The organism is Pseudomonas sp. Con_6 (assembly GCF_059379395.1).
The window spans coordinates 3,771,630-3,796,516 of record NZ_CM182011.1; the positions used below are offsets into that span (position 1 = coordinate 3,771,630).

At 61.4% G+C, this 24,887-nt stretch carries 18 protein-coding genes and 4 pseudogenes; 8 read left to right on the plus strand and 14 right to left on the minus strand.

Annotated features, from left to right (window positions below; all coding sequences use genetic code 11):
* Positions 1-51: 51 nt before the first annotated feature.
* Positions 52-807, plus strand: coding sequence for a restriction endonuclease (locus AC5QPF_RS16735; RefSeq protein WP_494958954.1), 756 nt, complete (start codon positions 52-54; stop codon positions 805-807).
* Positions 808-871: 64 nt separating this feature from the next.
* Here AC5QPF_RS16735 and AC5QPF_RS16740 read toward each other — a convergent pair whose 3' ends face one another.
* Together AC5QPF_RS16740 and AC5QPF_RS16745 are read right to left on the minus strand one after the other, a co-directional pair.
* Positions 872-1,387, minus strand: coding sequence for a lysis system spanin subunit (locus tag AC5QPF_RS16740; RefSeq protein WP_494958955.1), 516 nt, complete (start codon positions 1,385-1,387; stop codon positions 872-874).
* Positions 1,384-1,476 (minus strand): annotated as a pseudogene (locus AC5QPF_RS16745) (glycoside hydrolase family 19 protein); the annotation flags it as partial. The gene AC5QPF_RS16740 and the pseudogene AC5QPF_RS16745, both read right to left, overlap by 4 nt.
* An 85-nt stretch (positions 1,477-1,561) precedes the next feature.
* Between AC5QPF_RS16745 and tnpB the strand changes: the two are divergent.
* The 4 genes and pseudogenes from tnpB to AC5QPF_RS16765 all read left to right on the plus strand — a co-directional run.
* Positions 1,562-1,921, plus strand: coding sequence for an IS66 family insertion sequence element accessory protein TnpB (gene tnpB / locus AC5QPF_RS16750; RefSeq protein WP_494958956.1), 360 nt, complete (start codon positions 1,562-1,564; stop codon positions 1,919-1,921).
* A gap of 114 nt (positions 1,922-2,035) precedes the next feature.
* A pseudogene (gene tnpC / locus AC5QPF_RS16755) lies at positions 2,036-3,132 on the plus strand (IS66 family transposase); the annotation flags it as partial.
* Between the two features lie 91 nt (positions 3,133-3,223).
* Positions 3,224-4,080, plus strand: a protein-coding gene (locus AC5QPF_RS16760; RefSeq protein ID WP_494958957.1) for an IS5 family transposase whose coding sequence is annotated in 2 segments (ribosomal slippage) — positions 3,224-3,568 and positions 3,571-4,080 — 855 coding nt in all. Because the reading frame shifts where the segments join, the coding sequence is not laid out codon by codon here.
* A pseudogene (locus AC5QPF_RS16765) lies at positions 4,067-4,417 on the plus strand (IS66 family transposase); the annotation flags it as partial. The gene AC5QPF_RS16760 and the pseudogene AC5QPF_RS16765, both read left to right, overlap by 14 nt.
* A 49-nt stretch (positions 4,418-4,466) precedes the next feature.
* On the opposite strand, the pseudogene AC5QPF_RS16770 reads toward AC5QPF_RS16765, so the two are convergent.
* Positions 4,467-4,895, minus strand: a pseudogene (locus AC5QPF_RS16770) (IS5 family transposase); the annotation flags it as partial.
* 148 nt (positions 4,896-5,043) lie between these two features.
* Here AC5QPF_RS16770 and AC5QPF_RS16775 point away from each other — a divergent pair.
* Positions 5,044-6,212 (plus strand): IS3 family transposase gene (locus tag AC5QPF_RS16775; protein ID WP_494958790.1). Its coding sequence is split into 2 segments (ribosomal slippage): positions 5,044-5,305 and positions 5,305-6,212, totalling 1,170 coding nucleotides; the frame shifts between segments, so codons are not numbered across the junction.
* A 23-nt stretch (positions 6,213-6,235) separates the two neighbouring features.
* On the opposite strand, the gene AC5QPF_RS16780 is transcribed toward AC5QPF_RS16775, so the two are convergent.
* The 4 genes from AC5QPF_RS16780 to AC5QPF_RS16795 form a co-directional block, all read right to left on the minus strand.
* On the minus strand, positions 6,236-6,808 hold the full coding sequence (locus tag AC5QPF_RS16780; protein WP_494958958.1) for a hypothetical protein: 573 nt from the start codon (positions 6,806-6,808) through the stop codon (positions 6,236-6,238).
* A gap of 142 nt (positions 6,809-6,950) precedes the next feature.
* The gene (locus AC5QPF_RS16785) at positions 6,951-7,577 is read right to left on the minus strand and encodes a LysE family transporter (RefSeq protein WP_494958959.1); all 627 of its coding nucleotides are present in this window, start codon (positions 7,575-7,577) and stop codon (positions 6,951-6,953) included.
* Positions 7,578-7,769: 192 nt separating this feature from the next.
* Entirely contained in the window at positions 7,770-9,455 is a 1,686-nt protein-coding gene (locus AC5QPF_RS16790; RefSeq protein WP_494958960.1) for a sulfatase-like hydrolase/transferase, read from the minus strand.
* A gap of 60 nt (positions 9,456-9,515) precedes the next feature.
* Positions 9,516-10,838 (minus strand): alginate export family protein, encoded by a 1,323-nt coding sequence (locus AC5QPF_RS16795; protein ID WP_494958961.1) that lies wholly within the window; start codon positions 10,836-10,838, stop codon positions 9,516-9,518.
* Between the two features lie 198 nt (positions 10,839-11,036).
* Here AC5QPF_RS16795 and AC5QPF_RS16800 point away from each other — a divergent pair, with 198 nt between their 5' ends.
* Complete coding sequence (locus AC5QPF_RS16800) at positions 11,037-12,044, plus strand: aldo/keto reductase (protein WP_494958962.1); 1,008 nt, start codon at positions 11,037-11,039, stop codon at positions 12,042-12,044.
* Here AC5QPF_RS16800 and nahK read toward each other — a convergent pair.
* From nahK to AC5QPF_RS16820, 4 genes are all read right to left on the minus strand, one after another.
* Complete coding sequence (gene nahK, locus AC5QPF_RS16805; RefSeq protein WP_494958963.1) at positions 12,022-14,661, minus strand: hybrid sensor histidine kinase/response regulator NahK/ErcS'; 2,640 nt, start codon at positions 14,659-14,661, stop codon at positions 12,022-12,024. The genes AC5QPF_RS16800 and nahK overlap by 23 nt on opposite strands.
* Positions 14,591-15,754 (minus strand): nitric oxide-sensing protein NosP, encoded by a 1,164-nt coding sequence (gene nosP, locus AC5QPF_RS16810; RefSeq protein ID WP_494958964.1) that lies wholly within the window; start codon positions 15,752-15,754, stop codon positions 14,591-14,593. The genes nahK and nosP overlap by 71 nt, the downstream gene beginning before the upstream one ends.
* Positions 15,755-16,542: 788 nt before the next feature.
* The gene (locus AC5QPF_RS16815; RefSeq protein ID WP_494958965.1) at positions 16,543-16,917 is read right to left on the minus strand and encodes a DUF1294 domain-containing protein; all 375 of its coding nucleotides are present in this window, start codon (positions 16,915-16,917) and stop codon (positions 16,543-16,545) included.
* Entirely contained in the window at positions 16,917-17,747 is an 831-nt protein-coding gene (locus tag AC5QPF_RS16820; protein WP_494958966.1) for an undecaprenyl-diphosphate phosphatase, read from the minus strand. The genes AC5QPF_RS16815 and AC5QPF_RS16820 overlap by 1 nt, the downstream gene beginning before the upstream one ends.
* A gap of 277 nt (positions 17,748-18,024) precedes the next feature.
* Between AC5QPF_RS16820 and AC5QPF_RS16825 the strand changes: the two genes are divergently transcribed.
* Positions 18,025-19,659: a methyl-accepting chemotaxis protein gene (locus AC5QPF_RS16825; RefSeq protein WP_494958967.1), complete on the plus strand. Its 1,635-nt coding sequence runs from the start codon at positions 18,025-18,027 to the stop codon at positions 19,657-19,659.
* Between the two features lie 64 nt (positions 19,660-19,723).
* Here AC5QPF_RS16825 and AC5QPF_RS16830 read toward each other — a convergent pair whose 3' ends face one another.
* The 3 genes from AC5QPF_RS16830 to AC5QPF_RS16840 form a co-directional block, all read right to left on the minus strand.
* Positions 19,724-21,484: a DUF2599 domain-containing protein gene (locus AC5QPF_RS16830; protein ID WP_494958968.1), complete on the minus strand. Its 1,761-nt coding sequence runs from the start codon at positions 21,482-21,484 to the stop codon at positions 19,724-19,726.
* 250 nt (positions 21,485-21,734) lie between these two features.
* Positions 21,735-23,423: a DUF2599 domain-containing protein gene (locus AC5QPF_RS16835; RefSeq protein WP_494958969.1), complete on the minus strand. Its 1,689-nt coding sequence runs from the start codon at positions 23,421-23,423 to the stop codon at positions 21,735-21,737.
* 90 nt (positions 23,424-23,513) lie between these two features.
* Positions 23,514-24,806, minus strand: coding sequence for a DUF2599 domain-containing protein (locus AC5QPF_RS16840; RefSeq protein WP_494958970.1), 1,293 nt, complete (start codon positions 24,804-24,806; stop codon positions 23,514-23,516).
* Positions 24,807-24,887: the final 81 nt, after the last annotated feature.

The window sequence follows — 24,887 nt, forward strand, 5'->3', positions numbered from 1 at the left end:
CAAGCCAAAACCAGTGACTGCAACCATTTTTTAAACACGCGAGCGAAGAGCATGTGGAAATTCGGCGGAAACATAAGTTATACATGCAACGAATGCAACGAACCGGATGAAGTAACAATCAACGAAGATACCTTCTTCATTGATTGCATCGGAGGCTCCGAGCGTGGAATGGGAGACGAGTACATCCACGAAGTATCCACCGACATTTTGTGCAAAAATTGCGATAACGAGATCCACATTGAATTTGAAATCTCAGAGTACCCTGTCGAATTCTTTAACTTCGCAATCAACAACAGCACTGGCGCTGAAACGCATGACGAACCCACGATGATATATCTAGACGAGATTTATCACGCGGACGATATAGCACCAATACAGGATGCGGCAAGGGAATTAATAGCCAGAATAAAAAATTACCCGCAACATATAAGAAATATCACGCCACGCGAATTTGAAGAAGTAATAGCAGCCATATTTAAAAAACGGGGATTTACCGTCGAGCTTACACAGCGCACTCGCGATGGAGGGAAGGACATCATAGCAATCTCCCAAGACAAACTTGGAATTAAAACCAAATACTTCATAGAGTGCAAGCATTACAGCGAGAACAACAAAGTCGGCGTAGACGTCGTAAGAGCCCTCCACGGGGTCAAAAACCAAAAGGAAGGTCCAAATAAAACCATTATCGCCACGACATCGTCATTTACAAGCGATGCAGAAAAATTTGTCAGCGAGACAATATCCAGCAGTTGGGACATGGAGCTCGCTGACTACAACAGAGTTATGGAATGGATAAATGATTTTTAGCCTAAAATAGCTTTATAATTTTTCGTCATTAAAGTCAAAAGAACCTATCACCCGGCTTAGATATTTAGTTGGTGATCTGGTCCACGTAGACCTGGCAAGCCTTGAGCGCGATCAGTCCTCGATCACCATCGTCGGTGATTCCGATAATTCGTTGAGCATGCGCTGGGTCAAGTCGGGCTCGACTGGCTCCATGAACCACGCCGCCGGCGCCGGTGGTGGTTGACACCCCACCGCAACCGGCCGAGGTGGAAGCGTCGAGGAGGACTGACAGCCGCAGATCAGAAGTAGCAAGGCGGTCGCGAAGGCGAACCTGGGCTTGTTGGGCATCGGTAAGTTCCTGGTGATGGATCATGTCAGGGGCCTGCAGGCGGGCCTCCAAAGCAGTGCGCCTGGCCTGCTCTGCATTGTTCCAGTCGATAACGGCGAGCCCCGCCGCCAGGCGCTCTTGCTGGAACAGGCCAGCTTGCACCGCGAGCTGTCGCTGATACCCGTTCGCCCGCCACTTCCAGGCAGCACCGCCGCCCAGGCCGAGCCCGACCAGCAACGCGACAGCGAGCAGACGCCAGTCCAGCAGGCTCACTGAAGCACCGCCAGCGCCCGTTCGTAGAGCTTCTGCCGATCCTCCAGACCATTGGTCCCGCCGTTGATCTTCTTGGTGATCTGGAGGAACGTAACCGCTCCATAAACCCCACATTCAAAGCCCCTGCCTGAACCCGGATGCTGTGCTCCCGATTTCTTTCTGGAGCCTGCCGCCATGATGCGACCCGACGCCAAAGTCGAAAAAGTCTACCTCTACCCCAAGCCCGTCGACTTTCGAAAATCCATCGATGGCTTGGCCGCCCTGGTCGAACTCGATATCAAGGTGGCGGTATTCGACCCGGTGCTTTTCGTCTTCCTCAACAAGCCGCATAACCGAGTGAAAATCCTGTACTGGGAGCGCAACGGCTTCTGTCTTTGGCTTAAGCGCCTGGACTCGGAGCGATTTAAAACATCGCCCGACCCCACCGACCTGGCCATCGTCCTGACCGTGCAGGAACTCAACTGGCTGCTCGACGGTTTCGACCTTTGGCGCAATCGTCCGCATCAGGTTTTGACGCCTCGATACGTCGCCTGATTCGGTATAATCCGCGGCATGATTTCCATGCCCGAAAACCTCCCCGACGACCCTGTTTTGCTCAAGCAACTGCTTGAGCAGATGATCAACTAGCGCGCGTCCGACAAAGGCAAGATCGTTCATCTCGAAGAGGAAGTTGCGCTGTTGCGCCAGCGCCTGTTCGGACGCAAGTCCGAGCAGACAAACGACTCGGCGACGTCACAGCTGCCGCTGTTCAACGAAGTGGAAAGTCTGGTCGAACCCGTCGATGAGTCCTCGGACGAAGACGCCGTTGCACCCACCAAGCGCCGCGGAAAACGCAAACCGCTGCCAGCTGATTTGCCGCGCATCGAGTTGTCCACGATCTACCCGAACATGAACTGACCTGTGCATGTGGTTGCCGCCGACACGCGATTGGCGAAGAGGTCAGCGAGCAGCTCGAAATCGTCCCGATGCAGATCCGCGTCATCAAGCATATTCGCAAGGTATATGGCTGCCGCGATTGCGAGTCGGCGCCGGTAACAGCAGACAAGCCAGCCCAGTTGATCAAAAAAAGCATGGCCAGCCCCAGTGTGCTGGCCATGCTGCTGACCACGAAGTATGTGGACGGCTTGCCACTTCATCGTTTCGAGAAAGTTCTGGGCCGTCATGGCATCGATATCCCGCGCCAAACCTTGGCACGCTGGGTGATTCAGTGCGCAGAGCACTTGCAGCCACTGTCGAATTTGATGCGCGAAAACCTGTTGGGTAGTCGCATCATTCACTGCGATGAAACCCAGGTGCAGGTGTTGAAAGAGCCAGGTCGAGAACCGAGCAGCCAATCTTGGATGTGGGTACAAACCGGTGGACCGCCTGATCGGCCAGTGATCCTTTTCGATTATGCCACCAGCCGAGCGCAGGAGGTGCTGACGCGCCTGCTGGAAGGTTATCGCGGCTACGTCATGACCGACGATTACTCCGGCTATAACGAATTGGCCGCGCAGGAGGGTGTCGAGCGTTTGGGCTGCTGGGCGCATGCACGACGTAAGTTCGTTGACGCACAGAAAGTACAACCCAAAGGCAAGGTCGGCCGGGCAGATATCGCGCTGAACTTGATCAACAAGCTCTATCGCATCGAGCGTGATCTGAAGGACAAGAGCGATGATGACCGCAAACTGGGCCGCCTGGAGCAAAGCCTGCCAGTGTTGACTCAGTTGAAGATCTGGATGGAGAAGACACAGCCCCAAGTCACTAGGCTCTGTATGAAAACCTTTGAAATTCCGCCAACGCCCCAGCCCGCCTGAGTTTCCGTAGAGTTCTGCCTTTTCAGCGCGGAGCTCTGCCATGCCCAAACAGCGATACGAAATCTCCGACGCCGACTGGGAGCTGGTCGCAGACCTCTTCAATACGCCCCGCCGCACGGGGCGCCCGCGTACCGATGACCGATTGATGCTTAACGGCGTGTTCTGGGTGCTTTGCTCCGGCGCAACCTGGCGAGACATGCCTGAGCGATATGGCCCCTGGTCCACGGTTTACCAGCGATTTCGGGATTGGCGAAATCAGGGCACGTTCAACAAGATGCTCAAGCGAATGCACGTCAGACTCAATGCACAAGGGCTGATCGATCTGGATACCTGGTGCATTGACTCAACGGCAGTCAAAGCGACCCGGGCCTCATCTGGAGCAGGCCAAAAAGGGGGGCGGAAGAACCAGCGGACCACGCGCTTGGGCGAAGTCGCGCAGGGTTAACAACGAAAATTCACATGGTCTGCGACGCCCGAGGTGTGCCTTTGCACTTCACTCTATCTGGTGGACAAGCCAGCGACATCTCCCATGCCCAACCGCTACTTGATGGTGTCCAGGTGTCTACCGGCTGGGGAAGACCTCGCAAGCGGTGCCGCAAACTCGTAGCTGACAAGGGTTACGACGCTGAATCGCTCAGGAAGTATTGCGATCGCTATCGCATGCAGCCTGTCATCCCTTACCGAATCATGAAGCGCAAGCCGAAGCCCGGTCTACCGCGGTTATTCGATAAGCCAAAGTACCGAGAGCGCAACGTCATCGAGCGCCTATTTGGCTGGTTGAAAGAGCACCGCCGACTGGCCACGCGCTACTGCAAGCTCGCAACAAGTTATGCGGCCATGGTCACATTGGCCTGCTGCCGGCGGTGTTTACGACATCTCTTTTCGTACAGTGCCTAGCCAGAACGCGTTGGGTAAAACCATCGGCTACCTGGCCAACAACTGGAGCAAGCTGGAACGCTACGTCGAGCATGGCTACTTGCCGATCGACAATAACGCTGCAGAACGTGCAATCCGCCCGTTTGTGATCGGTAGAAAGAATTGGTTGTTCAGCAGCACGCCCAAAGGCGCAACGGCCAGTGCTCACCTCTACAGCTTGGTCGAGACGACCAAAGCCAACGGCAAAGAGCCTTATACGTGGCTGCGCCACGCACTGGAACGCCTGCCCCAAGCGTCCTCAGTGGAAGACTTCGAGGCGCTCCTGCCATGGAACTGCACGCCGCGATCGCATAGCTGATCGCACTGCGATCTTTGGTCTGGTGTGGTTTATGGAGCGCTTACGCTTATACACCTCGGGCGTCGCAAACCATATGAATTTTCGTAGTTAACCCTGCCCGACTTCTCCCAAGTGCGTGGTCCTCTTCCGCCCCCCTTTTTTGCCTGCTCCAGATAAGGCCCGGGTCGTTTTGACTGCTGTTGAGTCAATGCACCAGTATCCAGATCGATCAGCCCTTGTACGTTGAGTCTGACGTGCATCCGCTTGAGCATCTTGTTGAACGTGCCCTGATTTCGCCAGTCTCGAAATCGCCGATATACCGTGGACCATATCGCTCAGACATGTCTCGCCAGGTTGTGCGGAAGCAAAGCACCCAGAACACGCCGTAAAGCATCAATCGGTCATCGGCACGCGGGCGTCCCGTGCGACGCGGCGTGTTGAAAAGGTCCGCGACCAGCTCCCAGTCGGCGTCGGAAATTTCGTATCGCTGTTTGGGCATGGCGAAGTCCTGCGCTGAAAGGCTCAGAACTCTACGGAAACCAGGCGGGCTGGGGCGTTAGCGGAATTTTAAAGGTTTTCGTGCTGTAGTGGTCTAATTGTTCCGGACACTCACTTAGGCGAGAATGCTCGCCCCAGAGAGGTGTTCGATGAACAGACAACGACGTACTTTCACCCCCGAGTTCAAGCGCGAAGCTGCCTGCCTTGTGCTCGACCAAGGCTACGGTCATGCCGAGGCCGCGAGGTCGCTTGATATAGGGGAGTCGGCGCTGCGTCGCTGGGTCAACCAGCTTCAGGCCGAGCGAAACGGTGTGACCCCGTCCAGCAAAGCGATGACGCCGGAGCAGCAGGAAATCCAGGCGCTCAAGGCCCGCATCAACCGCCTGGAGCTTGAGAAGAAAATCTTAAAGGAGGCCACTGCGCTCTTGATGGCCGAGGAACACGGGCGCAGACGTTGAAGTCGATTCGGCAGTTGGCAAAGCACTACCCTGTTCAACTGTTGTGCTCAGTGTTCGAAATACCTCGATCCTGTTATTACGCGCACTTGGCCCGACGCCGCCGTATCGATGTTCGTCGTATGGGCCTGCGCAGCCGTATCAACGAGCTGTTCAGCCAGAGCCGCAGCTCTGCGGGCAGCCGCAGTATCGTCGCCATGCTCCGGGATGAGGGTGTTGAAGTGGGACGTTTCAAGGTACGAAGCCTGATGAAGGAACAGGGTTTGATCAGCAAGCAGCCCGGTTCTCATGCGTACAAGCGGGCCACGGTTGAGCGTCTCGATATTCCCAATGTTCTTGATCGGCAGTTTACGGTGGCAGCGCCAAACAAGGTCTGGTGCGGCGACATCACCTACATCTGGGCGCAGGGTCGATGGCATTACCTGGCGGTGGTCCTGGACTTGTATAGCCGCCGGGTGGTGGGCTGGGCGATGTCTGCCAAGCCGGATGCCGAGTTGGTCATCAAGGCGCTGGACAAGGCGTACGAGATGCGTGGCAGGCCCCAAGGCGTGCTATTTCATAGTGACCAAGGCAGCCAATATGCCAGCCGTAGTTTCCGCCAGCGGCTGTGGCGCTATCGGATAACTCAAAGCATGAGCCGACGTGGAAACTGCTACGACAACGCGCCCATGGAGCGACTGTTTCGCAGCTTGAAGACGGAATGGGTACCGACGGTGGGTTACATGACGGTAGCGCTGGCCGAGCAGGATATCGGGCGCTACCTCATGCAGCGGTACAACTGGACAAGGCCGCATCAGCACAACGGCTTCGTACCGCCGGCTGTGGCAGAAGAAAAACTCAATTCTGTGTCCGGGAATTGTTGACCACTACATGCTGAGCCTAATAGCTACAGCTTAGAAAGAAGTGCCGTAGGGCATGTCCAGCTTTCAGATTTCTCATCAGAGCCCAGTGAAACCACCTTCAAACAACCTTCGACAGGGGGATTTTTCCCTTGGCTGGTTTCCAGATAGGTTACCGGTATTGGTCCAGTGTCAATTTGGCCCTGGCAGTCATTAGCCGCTTCAACATAAGCAGTCAAGGCTTCCTCCGGGGTTTCAGTTGGTATGCTGCCTGCCACCACAGACCAATATTCTTGAGCCTTGTAGCCTGCCGCCCGACAGTGAGAAAGCGGTGAGAACATATCGCCCAACGTGTCGCCTTCAGATCGCAGAGCCAGCATCTTTTTATGCTGCGCGGACAGTTCTTGTCCGACAGGAAGGGATTTCATCTCCCTAATCTCGCCGACGTACACGGTTGTTTTCAGCAAATATTCGATTGCATTTGCTCGATTTGCTGAGTACAGCTCTATGTCCTTTTTGTTATCACCCGTTATTTTATAACCAGGGTCGTTACAACCCGACAAGCTTGACGCAGCGATCAAAGCCAGTGCGATTACTATTGTCCGTTTAGTTTTTCTCATATTCCCTACTTTCGTCTTTCGGATCGTCCAAAAAGTGTCCCAGCTCCGAGCTGAGCGACGCCATCCTACAAGATGTACTGAAAAATGGGGTTCGATTTATTTCAACATCACTACTCTATGACTTGCGCTGATTTTTATCGCTTCACGCACGCCGTGCCGCCAGCAACCCCAACCCGGCACAACCCAACAGCCCCGCACTCACCCGATTGAACAACCGCCGCGGCCCCGGCTGGTTGAACCAGCGTTGCAGGTAAGCGCCGAGCCACGCATAGATGGCGATGGCGAACCACTCCAGCAACAGGAACATCACCCCCAGCCAGAGGAACTGTTCACTCACGGGCACCTCGCTGTTCATCACCACGAACTGCGGCAGGAAGGCGGTGAAGATCAGGATCGCCTTGGGATTTCCAGCCGCGACAAAGAACTCCTGCCGCGCCAGCCGCAGCACCCCGCCCTTGCGCTCGACCACCACCCCACCCTGCCCGACCGGCGCCCGCCACAGTTGCCAGGCGATATAGAACAGGTAGAACGCCCCCAGCACCTTGATCGCCAGGAACAGGTATTCACTGGTGTGCAGCACCACGGCCAGGCCGAGGGCGGCAAGGACGATCATGCCGGCGAAGGCGAACAAGCGGCCGATGCCGGCGACGCAGGCGGTGCGCAGGCCGTAGCGGCTGGCGTTGTTCAGCGACAGCAGGTTGTTCGGCCCGGGGGCCATGTTGAGGGCGAAGCAGGCGGGAATGAACAGTGCGAGGGTGGAGAGGTCCATGGCGGGCTCCTTGGGTGGGGAGCCAGCTTCGGGGGTGTTGTAGGGTGGCGTCAAGCGGTGCTGCGCTGTCGCGCAGAGAACACAAGTCGAGAGCTTGACGCGAGCCCTGTGCGGGTTCACCCGCGATAGCGATGGTGGATTCACTACCGTCATCGCGGGTAAACCTGCTCCCACAAGGCACACGTCGTACGCTTAGTAACCGCTCACCTGATCTGGCAAGATCACGCCATTGGCCTTGGCATAGTCATCCCAGACCTTCTTCAACTCCGCCACTTTCTGCGGTTCCCGGGCACTCAGGTCATGCCGCTCGGCCATGTCGTGCCCCAGGTTGAACAGCTGCCATTCGCCATTGCCCCACGGCTTGGGCATATGCACCAGCTTCCAGTCGCCCTTGCGCACGAAACGCTTGCCGAACAGCTCGCCGCCCGTGGTGCGCTCCGCCGCCTTCGCCCCCTTGAGCAATGGCAGGATCGAGGTACCAGTCATCGGCACCACCTCGCGCCCCTTGTACTCCTCGCCCGGATGCTTGACCCCGGCCAGTTCCAGCAGGGTCGGCGCAAAATCCTTGACGCTGACCAACTGGTCCAGCTGCTTGCCCTGGGCATCCACCCCCGGCACGCGAATGATCCCTGCCGTCCGGGTCCCGCCTTCGGTGGGGAAGCCCTTGAACAGGCTCAGGGTCGGCGCCGCCACCCGCGACCAGTTCGGCCCCAGGAAGGTGTAGGAACCCGGCTTGCCCATGTGCTCGTAGCTGAAGTCGTTGGTCTCGTCGATCACCTTGCGGATCTTCGGGAACAGGTCCGCCGGCCAGGTCTCGTCGAGATCGTGGCCTTCGGCACCGTTGTCGGAGATGAAGATGACGATGGTGTTGTCGTACAGCCCGTTCTTGCGCAGGTAATCGAAGACCCGGCCGGTGTTGACGTCCATCTGGTCGACCATGGCCGCGTAGATTTCCATGGCCCGCGCTTCACGCTGGCGCTCTTCCGGGGTCAGGCTGTCCCACGGTTTGCCCTTCGGCGAACGGGCTGCCGCCTCGGCATCGGCCGGGATGATGCCCAGCGCCTTCTGTTTTGCCAGGCGGGCATCGAGCAGCTTGTCGAAGCCGGCGTCGTAGCGCCCGCGGTATTTCTCGATCGCCGCGTCCGGCGCCTGCAGCGGCCAGTGTGGCGCGGTGAAGGCAAGCATGCCGAAGAACGGCCGGCCGCTGTCCTTGTCGGCGGCGATGTAGCGAATCATCCGGTCGGCGTAGTACTGCGAGGAATAGGCAAAGTCCGTCGGCAGCTTGTCCAGGCGCTTGCCGTCCTCGGCATAGGGCGCCTTGGCGTCCGGGGTCGGCGCGTAGGCCGGCTTCATGTCCGGATAATGACTGGCGCCACCGCTGAGCAGGCTGAAGGAATGCTCGAAACCGCGCTGGTCCGGGCCGGTCTGGGCGGTGCTGCCCAGGTGCCATTTGCCCGCCAGGTAGGTGTCGTAGCCGGCATCGCGCAGCAGCGAGGCGACGGTCACCGCGCGGTCGTTGAGGTAGCCCTCGTAGCCCTTCTTGCCTTCCTGGTTGGGTGCGGTTTCCTCGGCCATGTTGCCCAGGCCGACCTGATGCGGATCGGCACCGGTGAGCAATGCTGCGCGGGTTGGCGAACAGGCTGGCATGGCCTGGAAGTTGGTCAGTTGCACGCCGGAGGCAGCCAGGGCGTCGAGGTTCGGCGTGTCGATCTCGCTGCCGAAGCTGCCGAGGTCGCCGTAGCCCATGTCGTCGGCCACCACCACCAGGATGTTCGGTTTGGCCGGATCGACGGAAGCCGCCTGGACCGGAGTCAGGCCCAGGGCGGTCGCCAGGCCGATGGCGCTGGCCAGGGTCGCCGGCAGGAAGGGAATACGCATCAGGTATGTCCTTGTTGTCATTGGAATAAGTCTGGGAAGCCGCAGGCGCGGCAAAAGTCATCAGAAGGCGAAGGAAACCACCAGCTGGCTATACAGGTTCAGGTCGTCGCTGCCCTGCTGCGAACCGCCCTGCTCCGCGCTTTTCTCCGGCTTGTACAGGCCGACCAGCGGGCTGATGGTGAACTGACCGACGGTCCAGTCCACGTATAGGTCCAGCTCTTTCGCCGCCAGGTCGCCCTGGCGGTGGTCGAGGCTAGAGAAGTCGAAGTACAGCAGGCCCATAGCCACGTCCGGGTGCGGGGTCAGGCCGAGGCTGGCCATATGGATGGCCGCGTTGCGCTGGAAGGGCCCGGCATAGTTGGCCGCCACCTCGCCCTGGAACCAGGTGCCATAGCCGCGGCTGAAGCCGCTGAACAACGGATCATAGTCCTCGGAATAGCGGCTGTAGCGATAGCCGATGCGGGGTTGCCAGGCGACATCGGAGAAGGTCCAGCCGGCCTCGGCATACCAGGCATGCTCGTCGCCCAGGCGCTTGCTCTCGTGGGCGTATTCGAAGGACAGGAACAGGTCCTTGACCCCGGCATTGCCCTGGGCCCGCAGGCTGGTGATGTGCAGGCCGTCGCGCTGGGCGCTGAACGGGTTGGCCAGTTTCTCGTCGACGCCCAGGCCCTTGACGTAGGTAAGGCCGACGGTGCCTTCCGGGGCGACATGCTCCAGCACGCCGACGCCCAGTTCAGGCTTGGCCTTGAGTTCGTTATCGGATTTCACCCAGATCAGGTCGCCGCGCCAGCCCTGCTGGCCGCCGAGCTTGAGCCAGGCGGTCTGGTCGAAGGCGTTGCGCGCGGTGAGATAGTAGGCGCCGCCACGGTCGACGCTGCCGTCGGCGATGTTGTTGCCGACGCTGAGGCCGTCGCCGTTGATGATGAAGCCATCGCCGACCTTGACCTTCTGACTGCCGGCGGAGATGTCCACGCCGTCCTTGCCCAGGGCCGGGAACAGGTCGCCGGAGCGCCAGCCGGCGTAGGCACGGTCTACCGCAGTGCGACGCTCGCTGCCATCGGTGTAGCCGGCGGCATCGCCATCGCCCCAGGTGCCGTTGCTGACCAGGTTGAATTCGCCGTAGACCGAACTGTTGCCGACAGCGGGAAAGGCCGTGCTGCCGCTCAGGCCATAGCGCAGGAAGGCTTCCTGCCACGCCACCGAACCCGGCGCGATGGGCCCGCCCTGGTTGTAGCTTTCATCGCTGTGGAAGAAGCCCAGGGCGCCCTGTACGTTCAGCTTCAGCGTGGTGTCCGCGGTGGAGTACAGCTCGTAGGCCGACGCGCCGGAAGAAACGGCGCCGAGGGCCGCGGCCAGTAATGAGCCATGGCGAAACCTTTTCACATCATTCCCCTTTGTTCTTATGGTTTGGGTCGGACGAATCCTTTTGGATCGTCGAGGGGAATTAACTCATCCGGTTGGACAGGTTTCTTGTCCCTGGCTGCCGGGGGATTTGGCGGAGGGTGCCAGGGTGCAACTTGCAAGCAAGCCTTTCATCGCTGTACAAAAGTCCCCTCACCTACCGCGAAGGGACTTCCGCTCATGATCTACCGTCCTCTGGGCCGCAGTGGCCTGCAAGTGTCCGCCCTGACCCTGGGCAGCATGATGTTCGGCGAGCAGACCAGCAGCGATGATTCGCTGCGCATCATCGACAAGGCCTGGGACCAGGGCATCAACTTCATCGACACGGCGGACGTGTACAACGCCGGGCGCTCGGAAGAGCTGGTCGGCGAAGGCATCGCCCGCAACCGGCACGACTGGGTCCTCGCGACCAAGGTCGGCTACGGCCCGGTGGACGGCGTGCCGAACCGCAGCGGCCTGTCGCGCAAGCACATCTTCAACGCCGTCGAGGCCAGCCTGACCCGCCTCGGCACTGACTACATCGATATCTACTACCTGCACCGCGAAGACCATGCCACGCCGCTGGACATCACCGTCACGGCCATCGGCGAGCTGCTGCGCCAGGGCAAGATCCGCCATTGGGGCGTGTCCAACTTCCGCGGCTGGCGCATCGCCGAGATCTGCAACCTGGCCGAACGCCTCGGCGTGCCCAAGCCGGTGGTCAGCCAGCCGCTGTACAACATCGTCAACCGTCAGGTGGAAACCGAACAACTGACTGCCGCCGCGTATCACGGTCTCGGCGTGGTGCCGTTCAGCCCGCTGGCCCGGGGCGTGCTCAGCGGCAAGTACGCGCCCAACGCCGAACCGGAAGCCGGCAGCCGTGCAGCACGCCAGGACAAGCGCATCCTCGAAGTGGAATGGCGCGCCGAATCCCTGGCCATCGCCCAGAAGATCCACGCCTACACCGAGGCCAAGGGGGTCGGCATGGTGGAGTTCGCCATCGCCTGGGTGCTGAACAACCAGGCGGTCAGCTCGGCCATCGTCGGCCCGCGCACCGAGGCGCAGTGGGATACCTACGGCGGCGCGCTGGAAGTGAAGATCAGCGCCGAGGACGAGGCCTTCATCGACTCGCTGGTGACCCCGGGCCACGCCTCGACCCACGGCTTCAACGATGTCGCGCACTTCGTCAGTGGACGTTCGCCACGCTGACTTCAGTGCCGAGCAGGTGGCTGATGGCAGCCTTGAGCTTCATCGGCCGCACCGGCTTGTGCATCAGGGTGTGGCCCAGTTCACGTACCTGCTGTTTCAACTCATTGCTGTAGTTGGCGGTGATCATCAAGGCCGGCAGCGGTAAAACCCGCCGTGCGTTGATTGCCGCTACCGCCTCCAGGCCATTGCGGTCGTGGTCCAGGTGGTAATCGACAATCAACAGCCCCGGCTCGTCCGCCGCCAGTTGCCCGGCCAGATCCTCTTCGTTCAATGCGGTACTGACGTGGCAGCCCCATTGCTCCAGCAAGGTGCGCATCCCCGCACAAATTGCCGCGTCGTTGTCCAGCACCCAGATCCGCGCGCCTTCCAACCGTTCCAGCAAAGGCAACGGCTCTGGCAGTGCCGCCTGTGGCCGGGGCGCCTGGTGGCTCAGCGGCACCTCGATGGCGAATACCGAGCCCTTGCCCGGAGTCGAGCGCAACTGGATGCGGTGGCCGAGGATCCCGGCGATCTTCTCGACGATGGCCAGGCCCAGGCCCAGCCCGCGGTCCTGGTCGGGACGCTGGGAGTCGCCGCGCTTGAACTCCTGGAAAATTTCCTCGCGCTTGTCGGCGGCAATGCCAATGCCGGTGTCCCAGACCTCGATCCACACCCTCCCCCCGCGCCGCCGGCAGCCCAACAGCAGGCGGCCTTGTGGCGTGTAGCGGATGGCATTGCTCAGCAGGTTGCGCAGGATCCGCGCCAGCAACTGGATGTCACTGCGCACCCGCAGGCTGCTGGGCACATAGTGCAGGCGCAGGCCTTCGCTGGCCGCGGTGGCGGCGTATTCGGCGGCGAGGTTGTCCAGCAGGTCGCTGACGGCAAAGGGGGCGACATCGGCCTTGATCACCCCGGCATCCAGCTTGGAAATATCGACCAGGGTACCCAGCAGGCTTTCCACATCGTCGAGGGCATTGCTGACATTGCGCACCAGCGCCGGGCTGCCGCTCTGCTCCTGCAGCGCGCTGGTGAACAGCCGCGCGGCGTTCAGCGGTTGCAAAAGGTCATGACTGACCGCAGCGAGGAACTTGGTCTTCGACAGGTTGGCCTGTTCCGCCTCCAGTTTGGCATCGCGCAGGCGCGATTCGGCCCGGCGCCGCTCGTCGATCTCGCGCAGCAACTGCTGGTTGAGCTGGGTCAGCTCGGTGGTGCGCTCGCGCACCCGCAATTCCAGGTGCTGGTAGGCCTGGTGCAGCGCCTCGGCGGTGCGGCGGCGCTCGGTGATGTCGCGGATCAGCACGAAGATGCCCACCACCTCGCCGTTGGGCAGGCGATTGGGCACGTAAGAGCGCAGCATGTAGCGCTCCTGTCCGTGGGCATTGGTCTCGGCGAACTCGAAGGTCACGTTCTCCCCGGCCAGGGCCTGGGCGATATAGGTTTCCAGACGCCGGTAATGCTCGGCGCTGTGCACGTCGCGCAGGCGCTGGCCGAGCATCGCCCCGTGGGGCCAGCAGTACCACTGCTCGTAGACCTTGTTGGTGAATTCGTAGACCAGGTCGGCATTCAGGTAGGCGATCAGCGCCGGCACCTGGTCGGTGATCAGGCGAATCCAGCGCTCACTTTCACTGAGGGCCTCGGCGTGCTGGTAGCGCTCGGTGATGTCGGTGAAGGTGTTGACGAAGCCGCCGGTGGGCAGCGGATGGGTACGGATCTCCAGCATGCGCCCGTCGTACAGGCGCTGTTCCAGTTCCTGCAGGGGACGGCCATTGCCGTCACGGCTGGCGGGGGTCAGCAAGGCCAGTTCACTGTCACCGATGACATCGGCGAACTGCCGGTGTGCGGCAATCGGCGCCAGGCCGCTGAGTTCGAGGAAGCGCCGGTTCCACAGCTCCAATACGCCATCGGCGTTGACCATGGCCACGCCCTGGGACAGGTTGTCGACGGCCCGCTGCAACAAATGGGATTTCTGCGCCACCGCCTGCTCGCGGCGCTGGGTTTCACTGTGCTTGACCTCGGTGATGTCGGTCAGCAACACCACGCGCCCGCCACCCTGGGTCGGGCGTTCGCTGACCTGCAACCAGCGCCCGTCGCGCAAGCGGTAGAGCAGGTTTTCCTCGCTGGTATTGCGCGGCTCCTCGGTGAACAGCCCGGTGCGCAACATCAGTCGGCGCACTTCCGACAGGTGCATGCCGCTGATGATGCGGATGCGGCTGTTGGCCCACAGCGCCTTGAAGCGCTGGTTGAACAAGACGATGCGCAGGTCCGGGTCGAACAGGACGAAGGCGTCGGAAATGCTCTCGATGGCATCCACCAGGTACTGGTGAGCGGTTTCCGCACGCTGACGGGCGTCGCTGAGCAAGTGGTTGCTGGCCTTGAGCTCGGCCATGGCCTGGTTCAGCGCGTCGGTACGCTCGCGCACCTGCTCGGCCAGGGTCACCGAATGCTGGAAGGCCGCGTAGGAGTCATCGGGGCGTGCCGCGCCGGACTCCAGGCGTTCGATCAGCGCCGCGTTGATCCGGCTCAGTTTGTGGTTTTCATGGCGCAGGCGCTCGATCAGCGCCTGGGCTTCAGTCGAATCGGCGGGCACGGGAGCGGCCGATGGCAACGCCGGTGAAGGTCTGGTTGATGTGCATGCCATTGAACTGTTCTCCGTAGGAGTTGAAACCCACCACCGCGTGCTGACGCAGGATCGCCTCGACCTGGCCCTTCTGCGGCCGGTCCTCCAGTTCCAGGCGACGCAGGAAGCAGTCGCAGCCGATGGTCAGGACCAGTTGGCCGAGGCGTTGGCAAAGGCCGTCGAACAGCGCTTCGAGGTTCGGCACCAGCGGCCCCGGGTGCATGGCGGTGAGGACGATGCCGTTCTCCACCGCGCAGTAGAAGCTCAGGCTGAGGTCGTCGTGGACCTGCTGGATCGCCCGCACGTAGTAGCGCTCGTTGATGCGCACCGCCAGCGGGTGGGCGGCGAAGGTGCGCTGGTCGATCTCGGCCACCGGCACGCCGATCAGGTGGGCGTACTCCAGGGCGGCGGGCTCGGCGTTGAGTTCGTAGACCCGGCGCAGGGTGCGGTCGGCGCGGGTCACCACCAGTTTTTCCTGGCGTGGCTGGATGTGGTGGGTGGTGAACACCTCGAAATCCAGCCAGGTATTGACCAGCAGCACCACCGCGGCGCTGCTGTGGAAGGCGCCGTCGTAGTAGACGTGGGTGTGGTGCAGGTAGTTGTCATCGCCAGCCGATCCGCCGAAATGCGGGATGTCGCCCAAGGCAGCGTTGAGCGCAGCAAGGAGCATTTCTTCGCGGCTGGACAGGCCGTCGAGCAGGGTCAGGGCGAAGCTGTGGCCCTTGATCGGCGCCAGGGTATTGCCACGACAGTCGTTGATCAGGCGTTCGACGCAGCGCTGGGCGTCGATCAGGCTGAAATCGTGGATCGGCGCGATCAGTTCGCCGGCGATGGAAAATTGCCGGTGGTCGAAGCCCAAGGCGGTGATGCAGCCGCGGCCGTAGCCTTCCGGGGTGATTTCCCCGGCGCTGGTGCAGCCGGCCAGGCGGATGCCGCCGAAGCTTTGTTGCAGGGCCTCGGCCAGGGCCGGCAGGTCGTATTCGGCGGAACAGAAGAACAGCACGAAGCCCAGGTGCGGGTGCATCAGTTGCCGGGCGAGGTCCTGGGCGGCCTCCTCGGCGATGATGGCTCGGGATACGGCACTGCGGACGCCTTCGGCGTTGGACTGCGGCATTGCAGCCTCCAGCGTGTGATGGGGATGGATGGCGGCAGTTTAGGGGGCGTCGGGAGGGGGCCGAATGCTACTTGGGTAGTGGGTGGGGGTGGTATTGGTTGTAGATGGAGACTCTGTGGTGAAGCTGATGGCCTCATCGTTGCATGGCTATCTACACATCTCTAATGCCTTTGCCTCGGTAGCCAGTCGATAGCTTCATTTGCAAACGCGACGAGTTCCTGAGGACTGTACTGCTCCTGTGTGTCTGCCATGGCTAACAGGATGTATGGCCCCGACAGCAGCGCTGAAGCAGTCACCGGTTGGGAGCGTTTCATCTGGCGGCCAGACAGCCGGACCAGGGATGTCTTGGTTTGCTCGGCAAACTCACCCTCGGCACGCATCAATCGCCAAGCCACTGCACAGGCCTGGCTTGCGACAAGCAGTCGCTTGAACACGGCCAGCTTTCGAACTGTTGTCCGCCTTCCTTGAGCAGTTTGAAGTAGGACTCGATTCGCCACCGCCAGTAGTACCAAAGCGCAATCTGCTCAGCGCTTGATTAGTCTCTGTACGAAATGCATCCGAGCTCGCCCATGCTGCGTTGAAAACGGGCTCGGAATGCTCATTTACTCCAGTAAACTCCGCTTCCTCACCCGTTTTCGCCTTGCCTGGCCTTCGCTCGAATACATTTCGTACAGAGCCTGGTCGAGCATCGAGCCCGGTCATTTCGAATCCATACGGTTCTTTTATAGACCAAGAGGGGAGTTGTGTAGATACCTATGCAGCGATGAGGCCCCCAAGAGCAACACAAATCAGAAGATATGCCGCCATTGCCCCAGGAACAGCCAGTCCACCCACACCACCTGGTGTACCAGCACGATCAGCCAGAACACCAGTTGGTAGGACAGCTTGCGTGTCTTGTGCCGCCACACCTGCTGCGCCACCAGCGCACCCGGCCAGCCACCGAGCAACTCGGTGGCATGTAGCAGCTTCTCCGGCGTACGCCGCCCCTGTCCCAAGGCCTGGTGCTTGTCGTGCCAGTACAACCCGGCACACACCAGGCTCAGCACGCCATAGGCCAGCGCAGGCAGCCAGAACTGCCCGACAAAGCCCACCTTCAGCGCCCCGCCCAACGGCAGCAGGCACAGCGCCAGGAACGCCAGCAGCTTGAGACGCGGATACCTCATCAGCCTTGGGCCACCGACCAGTCGACCCAGCCGAACAGCCAGGTGGCGATGATCAGCAGGCCAAAGCCGATGCGGTACCAGGCGAACACGGCATAGCTGTGACTGGCGATGAACTTGAGCAGGCCACGTACGGCAATCATGGCGAAGATGAACGAGACCACGAAGCCGATGGCGAAGACCATGAAGTCGTCCGGCTGGAACAGGTGCCGGTACTTGTAGCCCGAGTACACGGCGGCCCCGACCATGGTCGGCATGGCCAGGAAGAACGAGAACTCGGTGGCGGCCTTGCGCGACAGGCCGAACAACAGGCCACCGATGATGGTCGAGCCAGAGCGCGAAGTCCCCGGAATCATGGCCAGGCACTGGGCGCAACCGATCTTCAGGGCATCGGTCCAGCGCATCTCGTCCACTTCCTCGACGCGGATCACGTGCTGGCGACGTTCGGCCCAGAGCATGATCACCCCGCCCACCACCAGGGCAACGGCCACGGTGATCGGGTTGAACAGGTATTCATGGATCAGGTCGGCGAAGGCCACCCCCAGCACAACGGCCGGGAAGAAGGCGATCATCAGGTTGACGGTAAAACGCTGTGCCTGGCGCTGGCGTGGCAGCCCTACCACCACGTCGATGATCTTGCGGCGGAATTCCCACACCACCGCCAGGATCGCACCGAGCTGGATGATGATGTTGAAGGCCATGGCCCGCTCACCGCCGAAATTGATCAGGTCGGCCACGACGATCTGGTGACCGGTACTGGAAATCGGCAAAAACTCTGTCAGACCCTCGACGATGCCGAGAATCACTGCCTGCATGGCGGTCCAAAAATCCATCATTCCCCCGTGAAGCGATGCTCGCGGCATGCTCCGTTGTCGTTTTGATTACGTGGTTCAAAGCCCAGGCACACTGCGCGTGGCGATCGCAAAAAAGCCGGCGTGCCCTTCAGGTTGGCGCAAGAAGGCCGAAATCCTATCAGAGCCGTTGGCCAAACGCTGCCGTGGAGATGTAATGGAACCGCCGAATCAACCACTTAGGCTTTGGTCGAGTAGGTTGGCGCAGCAAAGCGTGCTTGGATGCTCGTGACAATAACAAGAACTCGAGGCCACCTTCATGAAGACTTTACGAAGTATGTCCATCAGCCGGCGCCTGTGGCTCATCCTGGTCCTGGCCGTGGCGATGCTGCTGACCCTCGGGTTGCTCATGCTCAACCAGATCCACGGCGACCTGTACAAGGCCAAGGCCCAGAAGACCCGCCACGTGGTGGAAACCGCCGCCGGCGTGCTGGCCTATTACCAAGGGCTCGAAGCCAGTGGCAGCCTGACCCGCGAAGCCGCGCAACAGCAGGCCATCGCTGCCGTTCGCGGACTGCGCTACGCCAGCAACGATTACTTCTGGATCAACGACCTGGGGCCGAAGATGGTCATGCACCCGGCCAATCCCAAGCTCGAAGGCCAGGACCTCAGCGCCATCCGCGATCCTGACGGTTTTGCCCTGTTCAATGAAATGGTCACGCTGGCCAAGGCCAAGGGCGCGGGCCACATCGACTACCGCTGGCCCAAGCCGGGCGCCAGCGAACCCGTGGCGAAAACCTCCTATATCCAGCTGTTCCAGCCTTGGGGCTGGATCATCGGCTCAGGCGTGTACATCGACGACATGCAGGTCGAGTTCTACCGGCAACTGCGCGACGCCTCGCTGCTCGGTGCCGGCATCGCGGTAATCCTTGCCCTGCTGGTGATCATGATCGGGCGCAGCATCGTCCTGCCACTGCGCGAAGCCGAGGATGCCATGGCCACCATCGCCAGCGGCGAAGCCGACCTGACCCGGCGCCTGGACACTCACGGCAACGACGAGATCACCCGCCTCGGCCAGCATTTCAACCGCTTCACCGGGCAATTGCAGCAGGTGGTCCTGCGCCTGCGCGATGCTGCCCATGAACTGCATGGCTCCGCCGGTTCCGTCGGTAGCAGTGCCGAGCAGGCGCAACAGCGTAGCGAACAGCAGTCGCAACAGATGGAACAGGTGGCCACAGCGATCAACGAGGTGACCTACGCCGTGCAGGACGTGGCCAAGAACGCCGAACACGCCTCCAGCGAGATGAGCCAGGCCCAGGACTGCGCCCTGCAGGGCCAGCAGAGCATCCATGGCAGCCTGCGCAAGATCGACGAGCTGTCCTCGACCATCGATGAAGCGGTCGCGGTGATCCAGGCCCTGGCCAGCCAGAGCACGCGGATCGGCAGCGTGCTGGAGGTGATCCGGGCGATCGCCGAGCAGACCAACCTCCTTGCCCTCAACGCCGCCATCGAGGCGGCCCGGGCCGGGGAACAGGGCCGCGGCTTCGCCGTGGTCGCCGACGAGGTGCGGCTGCTGGCCCAGCGTACCCAGCAGTCCACGGCCGAAATCCAGGCGATGATCGAACACCTGCAGGGCCAGTCGGAGGCCGCGGTCAAGGCCATCGACGCCAGCAGCCAGGCCTCGCGGGAGACTGTCGAGCAGGCCAGCGAAGCCGGGGCCAGCCTGGATGCCATCAGCCAGGCACTGCACAACCTGACCACCCTCAACGCCTCGATCGCCAGCGCCACCTCGCAGCAGGCCGATGCAGTGGAAGCGATCAACCGCAATGTGGTGGAAACCGCCGACCTGTCGCGGCAGACCGCCGCCGCGGCGCAGCAGTCGAGCAGTTCCGGGCAGGCGCTCGGTCGCTTGAGTGCATCGCTGGAGCAGGTGCTGGGGCAATTCCGGGTGTAAAAAACACTGCCGATATCCGTGGGATATCGGCAGTTCCAGGTGCAGCGCAGGTAAACGGACTACCTCAACGGAAGTTGCACTGGGCTCTCTCGGCGTCCTGCTGGCTGACACCGTTCGGGCGGATCGACTCGATGTTCCACTCAGGCTTGTCGCGGTACAGCTTCATCAGGCAGATGGTCTGGCGCCGCATCGAGTCGTCTTTCACGCCCCAGTACTCGGCACCGCGCGGGTCCGCGGCCAGCGCCTTCTGCTTGATCTCGGCCATCATCTTCTCGGTCTGTTCAGGACCGATCTTGCGACCGCAATCGGTCGGGACCACCTCAAGCGACATGATGCTCTTGTCGCCATATTCAGCGAACTTGCGTGGCACCCAGCGGACCGAACTGACGTACTCCGAGCATTGTGCCGAGCCGTTCGGGCCCCAGCCGCCGGACATCTTCTCGTCGGTCAGGGCCGTGTTGCACTTGTCCTGGAGCGATTGCTCATGGGACACGTACTTGCGGATCGGCTCAAGGTTGAATTGCTCCTTGTACTTGACGGCGATCTTGTTGCCCTTGCCATCGTCGTCCACCAGGGTCAGGTGACAGACGTACTGGCGTCGCAGCGTATCAGTGCGATCGCCCCATTTGCCCACACCACCCGGCAACGACTTGGCCTTGGCTTCCAGTTCGGCGAAGGCGGCAGCGGTCTGGTCCGGGCCAATTTCGCGACCGCAGGCCGTCGGGGTTGCCGACAGCGAGTCGACATGACGCTTCAGGTAGTCGTCCCAGCGGTTGATCCAGGTAACGTTTTCAAAGTAGCGCGAGCACTGTTTCGGATCTGACCCGGTGCCCCAGCCGCCAGCGATCAGTTGCGTGGCGGCGGTGCCGGCAGCAGGTTCTGTGACCGGCGCCGGAGTGGGTGCTGTATCGCAGGAGAATTTCGCTACGTCGTTCTTGTTGGCCGGGTAAGTGACCTTGATGACGGGCACATCGATGCCGGTTTCTGCCGCGTACTCGGCCCGGTTTTTCTCCGCGTCTACGCGATTGGATTCATCAGAATAGTAGAACGCCAGGATGGGTGGGATCTTGCCCTCGCTGGGGTTGGTAAAGCGCACCTCGGTGTAGGAGTTGAAGGCCGTGTCCTGGTTGGGAACGTCCTGCATCGCCCGCCGCGCCTCAAGGAAGCCCTTGAAGGCCGCGGTGCTCTTGGCGGCGTCCATGGTGCGCATGTCGAAGGTACAGCTTTTGCCGCCGATCAGTTCGGTTTGCGTGTACATGTGGGGCAGGAAGTAGCGATCGACCCAGTTCGCACCGGTTATGCCCGCGTCTGCACAGTTGGTTTCCACCTCGGGCGTCTTGCGGTTATCGCCACAGCCCTGGTCATTGCGCTCGTCGGCCCATATGTCGACCGGGGCGGCGCAGGCCACGTAGGAGACGGGCTGCCCTGGCGGTACCAGGTCGACCGGCATCACGAAGAAGCCGTTGCCGTATTTGCGCCAATCGTCCTTGAAGACGACGGGATCCTTGTAAGGGATGTCCTTGCGCAGGTAGGTCGCCGAGGAGTTGCCGGAAATCTCCGACTTGGGCGCCGTGTGGTACACACGTTCGGAACCTTCCGGCAACCCCTTGCGCTCCGGTCGTTCGGTGCCACGGGCAATCAACCCGGAGCAGTTGGAGGCGGGTAACGCCTGGCCATCGGCCCCCGTACACTCGTCCACGGTGTTGTTGTACAAGGATTCGACCACCTGCAAGGTGTCCTCGCAGGTCGCCGCGTTCGCCTGCATCGCCTGGGTCAACAACGGTAGTGCCAACAGCAGCGCCAGCTTATCGATGGGCTTGTTCATCATCTGTCTCCCGCAATCGTCGAGATAGTTCGCAATTCGACGTGACAACGACTGGTCAGCCACAACGCGATGCCGCAAAAACAATCTGCCGTGAAAGTCGAACCGCTGAAACTGGCAAAAATGTCAGGTGGTGCCGAATCCCGACTGAAAGCAGCCGGGTTCATCCGCAACCGAGGCCGGTGACACGGGCGCAACACGCCCACCCAGCCCGTGGCTGTGGTGGGTGTGTCGAAACAGCGAGTGGGCGATCTCAGGAGAACGGCGGATTGCACATCGATGGCAGGCGCATCGAGGCCTCGTGATCGACGTAGCGCCGTCTCGGCTCCAGGTTCCACACCTGTTTTTCCCGAGCCTGGACCAGGTGACAGGTCATTTGCCGGCGCATCGATCCATAGTTCTTGGCGTACTGGCCCCATTGCCAGTCCTGGCTGAACTTGCCGTACAACTCTGCATACATGGCGTCACTCTGATCCGGTCCGATCTTGCGCCCGCATTCGGTCGGGGTGATCGACAACGACCACACCGCCCCCACGCCGGATTCCTGGCGCTGTATCCACCGGGCACTGGCGATGTACTGGCTACAGTTCCCCGCAGCCGCCTGCGCCGCAGTGGCCGCCGCCGCAGCCTGGGCCGCCTGGGCCCCGGCCACCAGTGCGACCTGAGCCGCCTGCACGGCCTGGGAGGCCTGGCCGGACTGGCCTGCGGCTTGCGCCGCCTGGGCAGCCTGCGCAGCACTCTGGGCCGCGGTCTGGGCCATCTGCGCGGCCTGGGCGGCTTGCACCGCTTGTGCAGCCTGAGACGCCAGGTCGTAGCCGGAGCCCGAGGGCGCCGGCTGACCGTTGTACTGGGCCGCCTGGGTTGCCTGGACCATCTGCGCAACCTGGGCCGAAGCCTGCGCGGCCTGGGCGGCCTGGGCGGCGGCCTGGGCGGCTTGCGTGGCCTGTGTGGTGGCCTGCGCCGCCGTGGGGATCGGGGTGGTGGTGGTGCTGAAACCAGTGCTCGATGTCTTGCCGGCGGAACAGAAGCCCGGTGTGGAACCGCTCACCGGCGGCGGCATCTGGGTCGGCTCGCAGGCAAAGCTGGCGACATCGCCCGGATAGCGGGGAAAGGTCATGTTGATGACCGGGCGATACAGCCCGGTCTTCATGTAGTAGTCGCGCTGGTTGGCCAGGGCCTCGGCCTTGCCCAGCGCGTTGTAACTGAAAAAGGCCAGCACCGGCGTGATTCCTGGTGCGGGATCGGACAGGCGCACTTCGTTCTGCATCATGAATTCCCGGTTGCCGACCAGACGCCGCGCATCCATGAACGTCTTGAACGCCGTGGCACGCCCCGCCTTGCCCCGAGTCCTGGCCAGGTCGAACCCGCACTGGCGCTGGTAGGTCACGCCGGTACTCGCACCGTTGGGGTTCAGGTTGGCATTGAACTGCGTGAGCCACGCCGCGCCTGTGGTGACCCCGGAATCCTGGCAGAACCGCTCGACTTGCGGCGTCAGGGTGTTGTCGCCACAGCCACGATCGGCCCGCGTGTCGGTCCAGCCATCGCCAACGAACGCGCATTGCAAATGCACCGGGGTCTGGTTGGCGCACAGGTGCGCCTTGGGCGTGACGAAAAAACCATTGTTGTAGCCCAGCGGCGGATCATCGAAGTTGATGTCCTTGCGTATGTAGGATGCTGCGAAGCTGCCCTGCTTTTTTGCGTTGGGGCTGAGTTCCCAGACGTTATAGCTCTGGCCCTGGGCCGGATTGGCGCGGCGCGTGCCGCGCAGGAGCACACCGGCACAATCGGCAGCCAGCTCGCCGTCGGGGCAGACATCCACGGTCTTGTTGTACAACTGCTGGACCAATTGCAGGGTCGCTTCGCAGGTCTCCGCGCTGGCCATCGACCATGGCAGCAGGGGCGCGAGCATGAGGATCAGGATTCGTTCGGTCGGCGCACGCATCGCAGGCGTCTCCTGGATGTAGGATTCGAGGCCGAGGGCGCTGCGGCAACGACCGAGCGCACCTCGATCCTCGAAGGGGCTCAACCCCGGTTACCAAGGGTTGTTGCACTTCTGTTTGAGGGACTCCTCATGGCTCACGTCGGAGCGCTCGGGTTCAAGGTTGAACTCGGCCTTGTTGCGCACCACGTTCTTGCCGTCTACCAGGGTGAGATGGCAAACCAGCTGGCGCCGCATGGACTTGCTGTTGCCCCAGTGCTTCTCGCCATCGGGCTGTGCCTTGGCCTTGCGTTCCAGCTCCGCGTACATCTTGTCGGTCTGGTCTTCGCCAATCTGCCGGCCGCAGTCGGTTGGCACTACTTGCGCGGTCATCATGTCCCTTTTGAAGCCGGGATCGTAGCGCTTGATCCAGGTCACCGACTTGATGTATTGGCTGCACTGCCTGGAACCACCCGGACCGTAGCCGCCGGCCGAGACAGCGTTGTCGGACGCGGCATTACAGGCGAATGTCGCCTTGCCCCCCGGACGAGCCGGGAAACTGATCTCGATCACCGGGCGATGCTTGCCGGTATCGCTGAGGTATTCGGCCTGGTTCTTCAGGGCGTCGTTACAGCTGTCCGGTTTGTGCTTCGCGTTGCAGAAGAACGCCAGCACCGGTTGTACCTCGGGTTTCTTGGGATGGTAGAAACGGAACTCCGTCTGGGTCTGGAACGCCGTATCGCTGCCTTCGATGGAGCGCCGGGCAGTGACGAAATCCTTGAAAGCCTGGGTGCGGCCGTCACCCCGCATGTTGAACATGCACTGCGACTCGTTGCGCAGGCGGCCCTGTGTCGCGCTATTGGTCGGGAAGGGATCGAACTGGGTGGCTTTCCAGTTGCTGCCGTTGACACCCTCTTCCTGACAGGACCTCTCGGTCTTCTTGGTGTTGCTGTCGTCGCCACAGCCGCGGTCCGAGCGGAAGTCGGTCCAGGCGTCCAGCGCGGCCATGCAGGCAATGTGGGATTTGGGCTCGCCCGCCGGCGTGAGGTCGACCGGATACAGGATGTAGCCATCCTTGGTGCGCACGCCGGGAGATGCGTAGTTGATATCTTCACGCATGTACGACGCAGCAGTTGTTCCCAGCTTCTGCGCCGTCGGGCTCGGTTCCCATACGCGGAAGTCACCGGCTTTTCCCGGAGGGTCGTTGCGCTCAGGGCGAGTGGTGCCGCGCAGCCAGATACCCGAGCAATCGGAGCCCGGATCGCCTCCTGCACATTCCATGGTCGTGTTGTGGTAGAGCTGCCGGACCACCGCCAGGGTAGCAGCGCAATCTTCGGCCTGCGCCAACGCCACCGGCATCATCAAGGGCAACAGCAATAAAGGAACGAACGTATGTCGCCGTGTCATCGTCGTGTCTCCTGAGGCTGTGGGAGGTGCACCCAGCGGTGCTTCGACGCAACAACGGCTTGCCAGTCACTGCTCAACGTC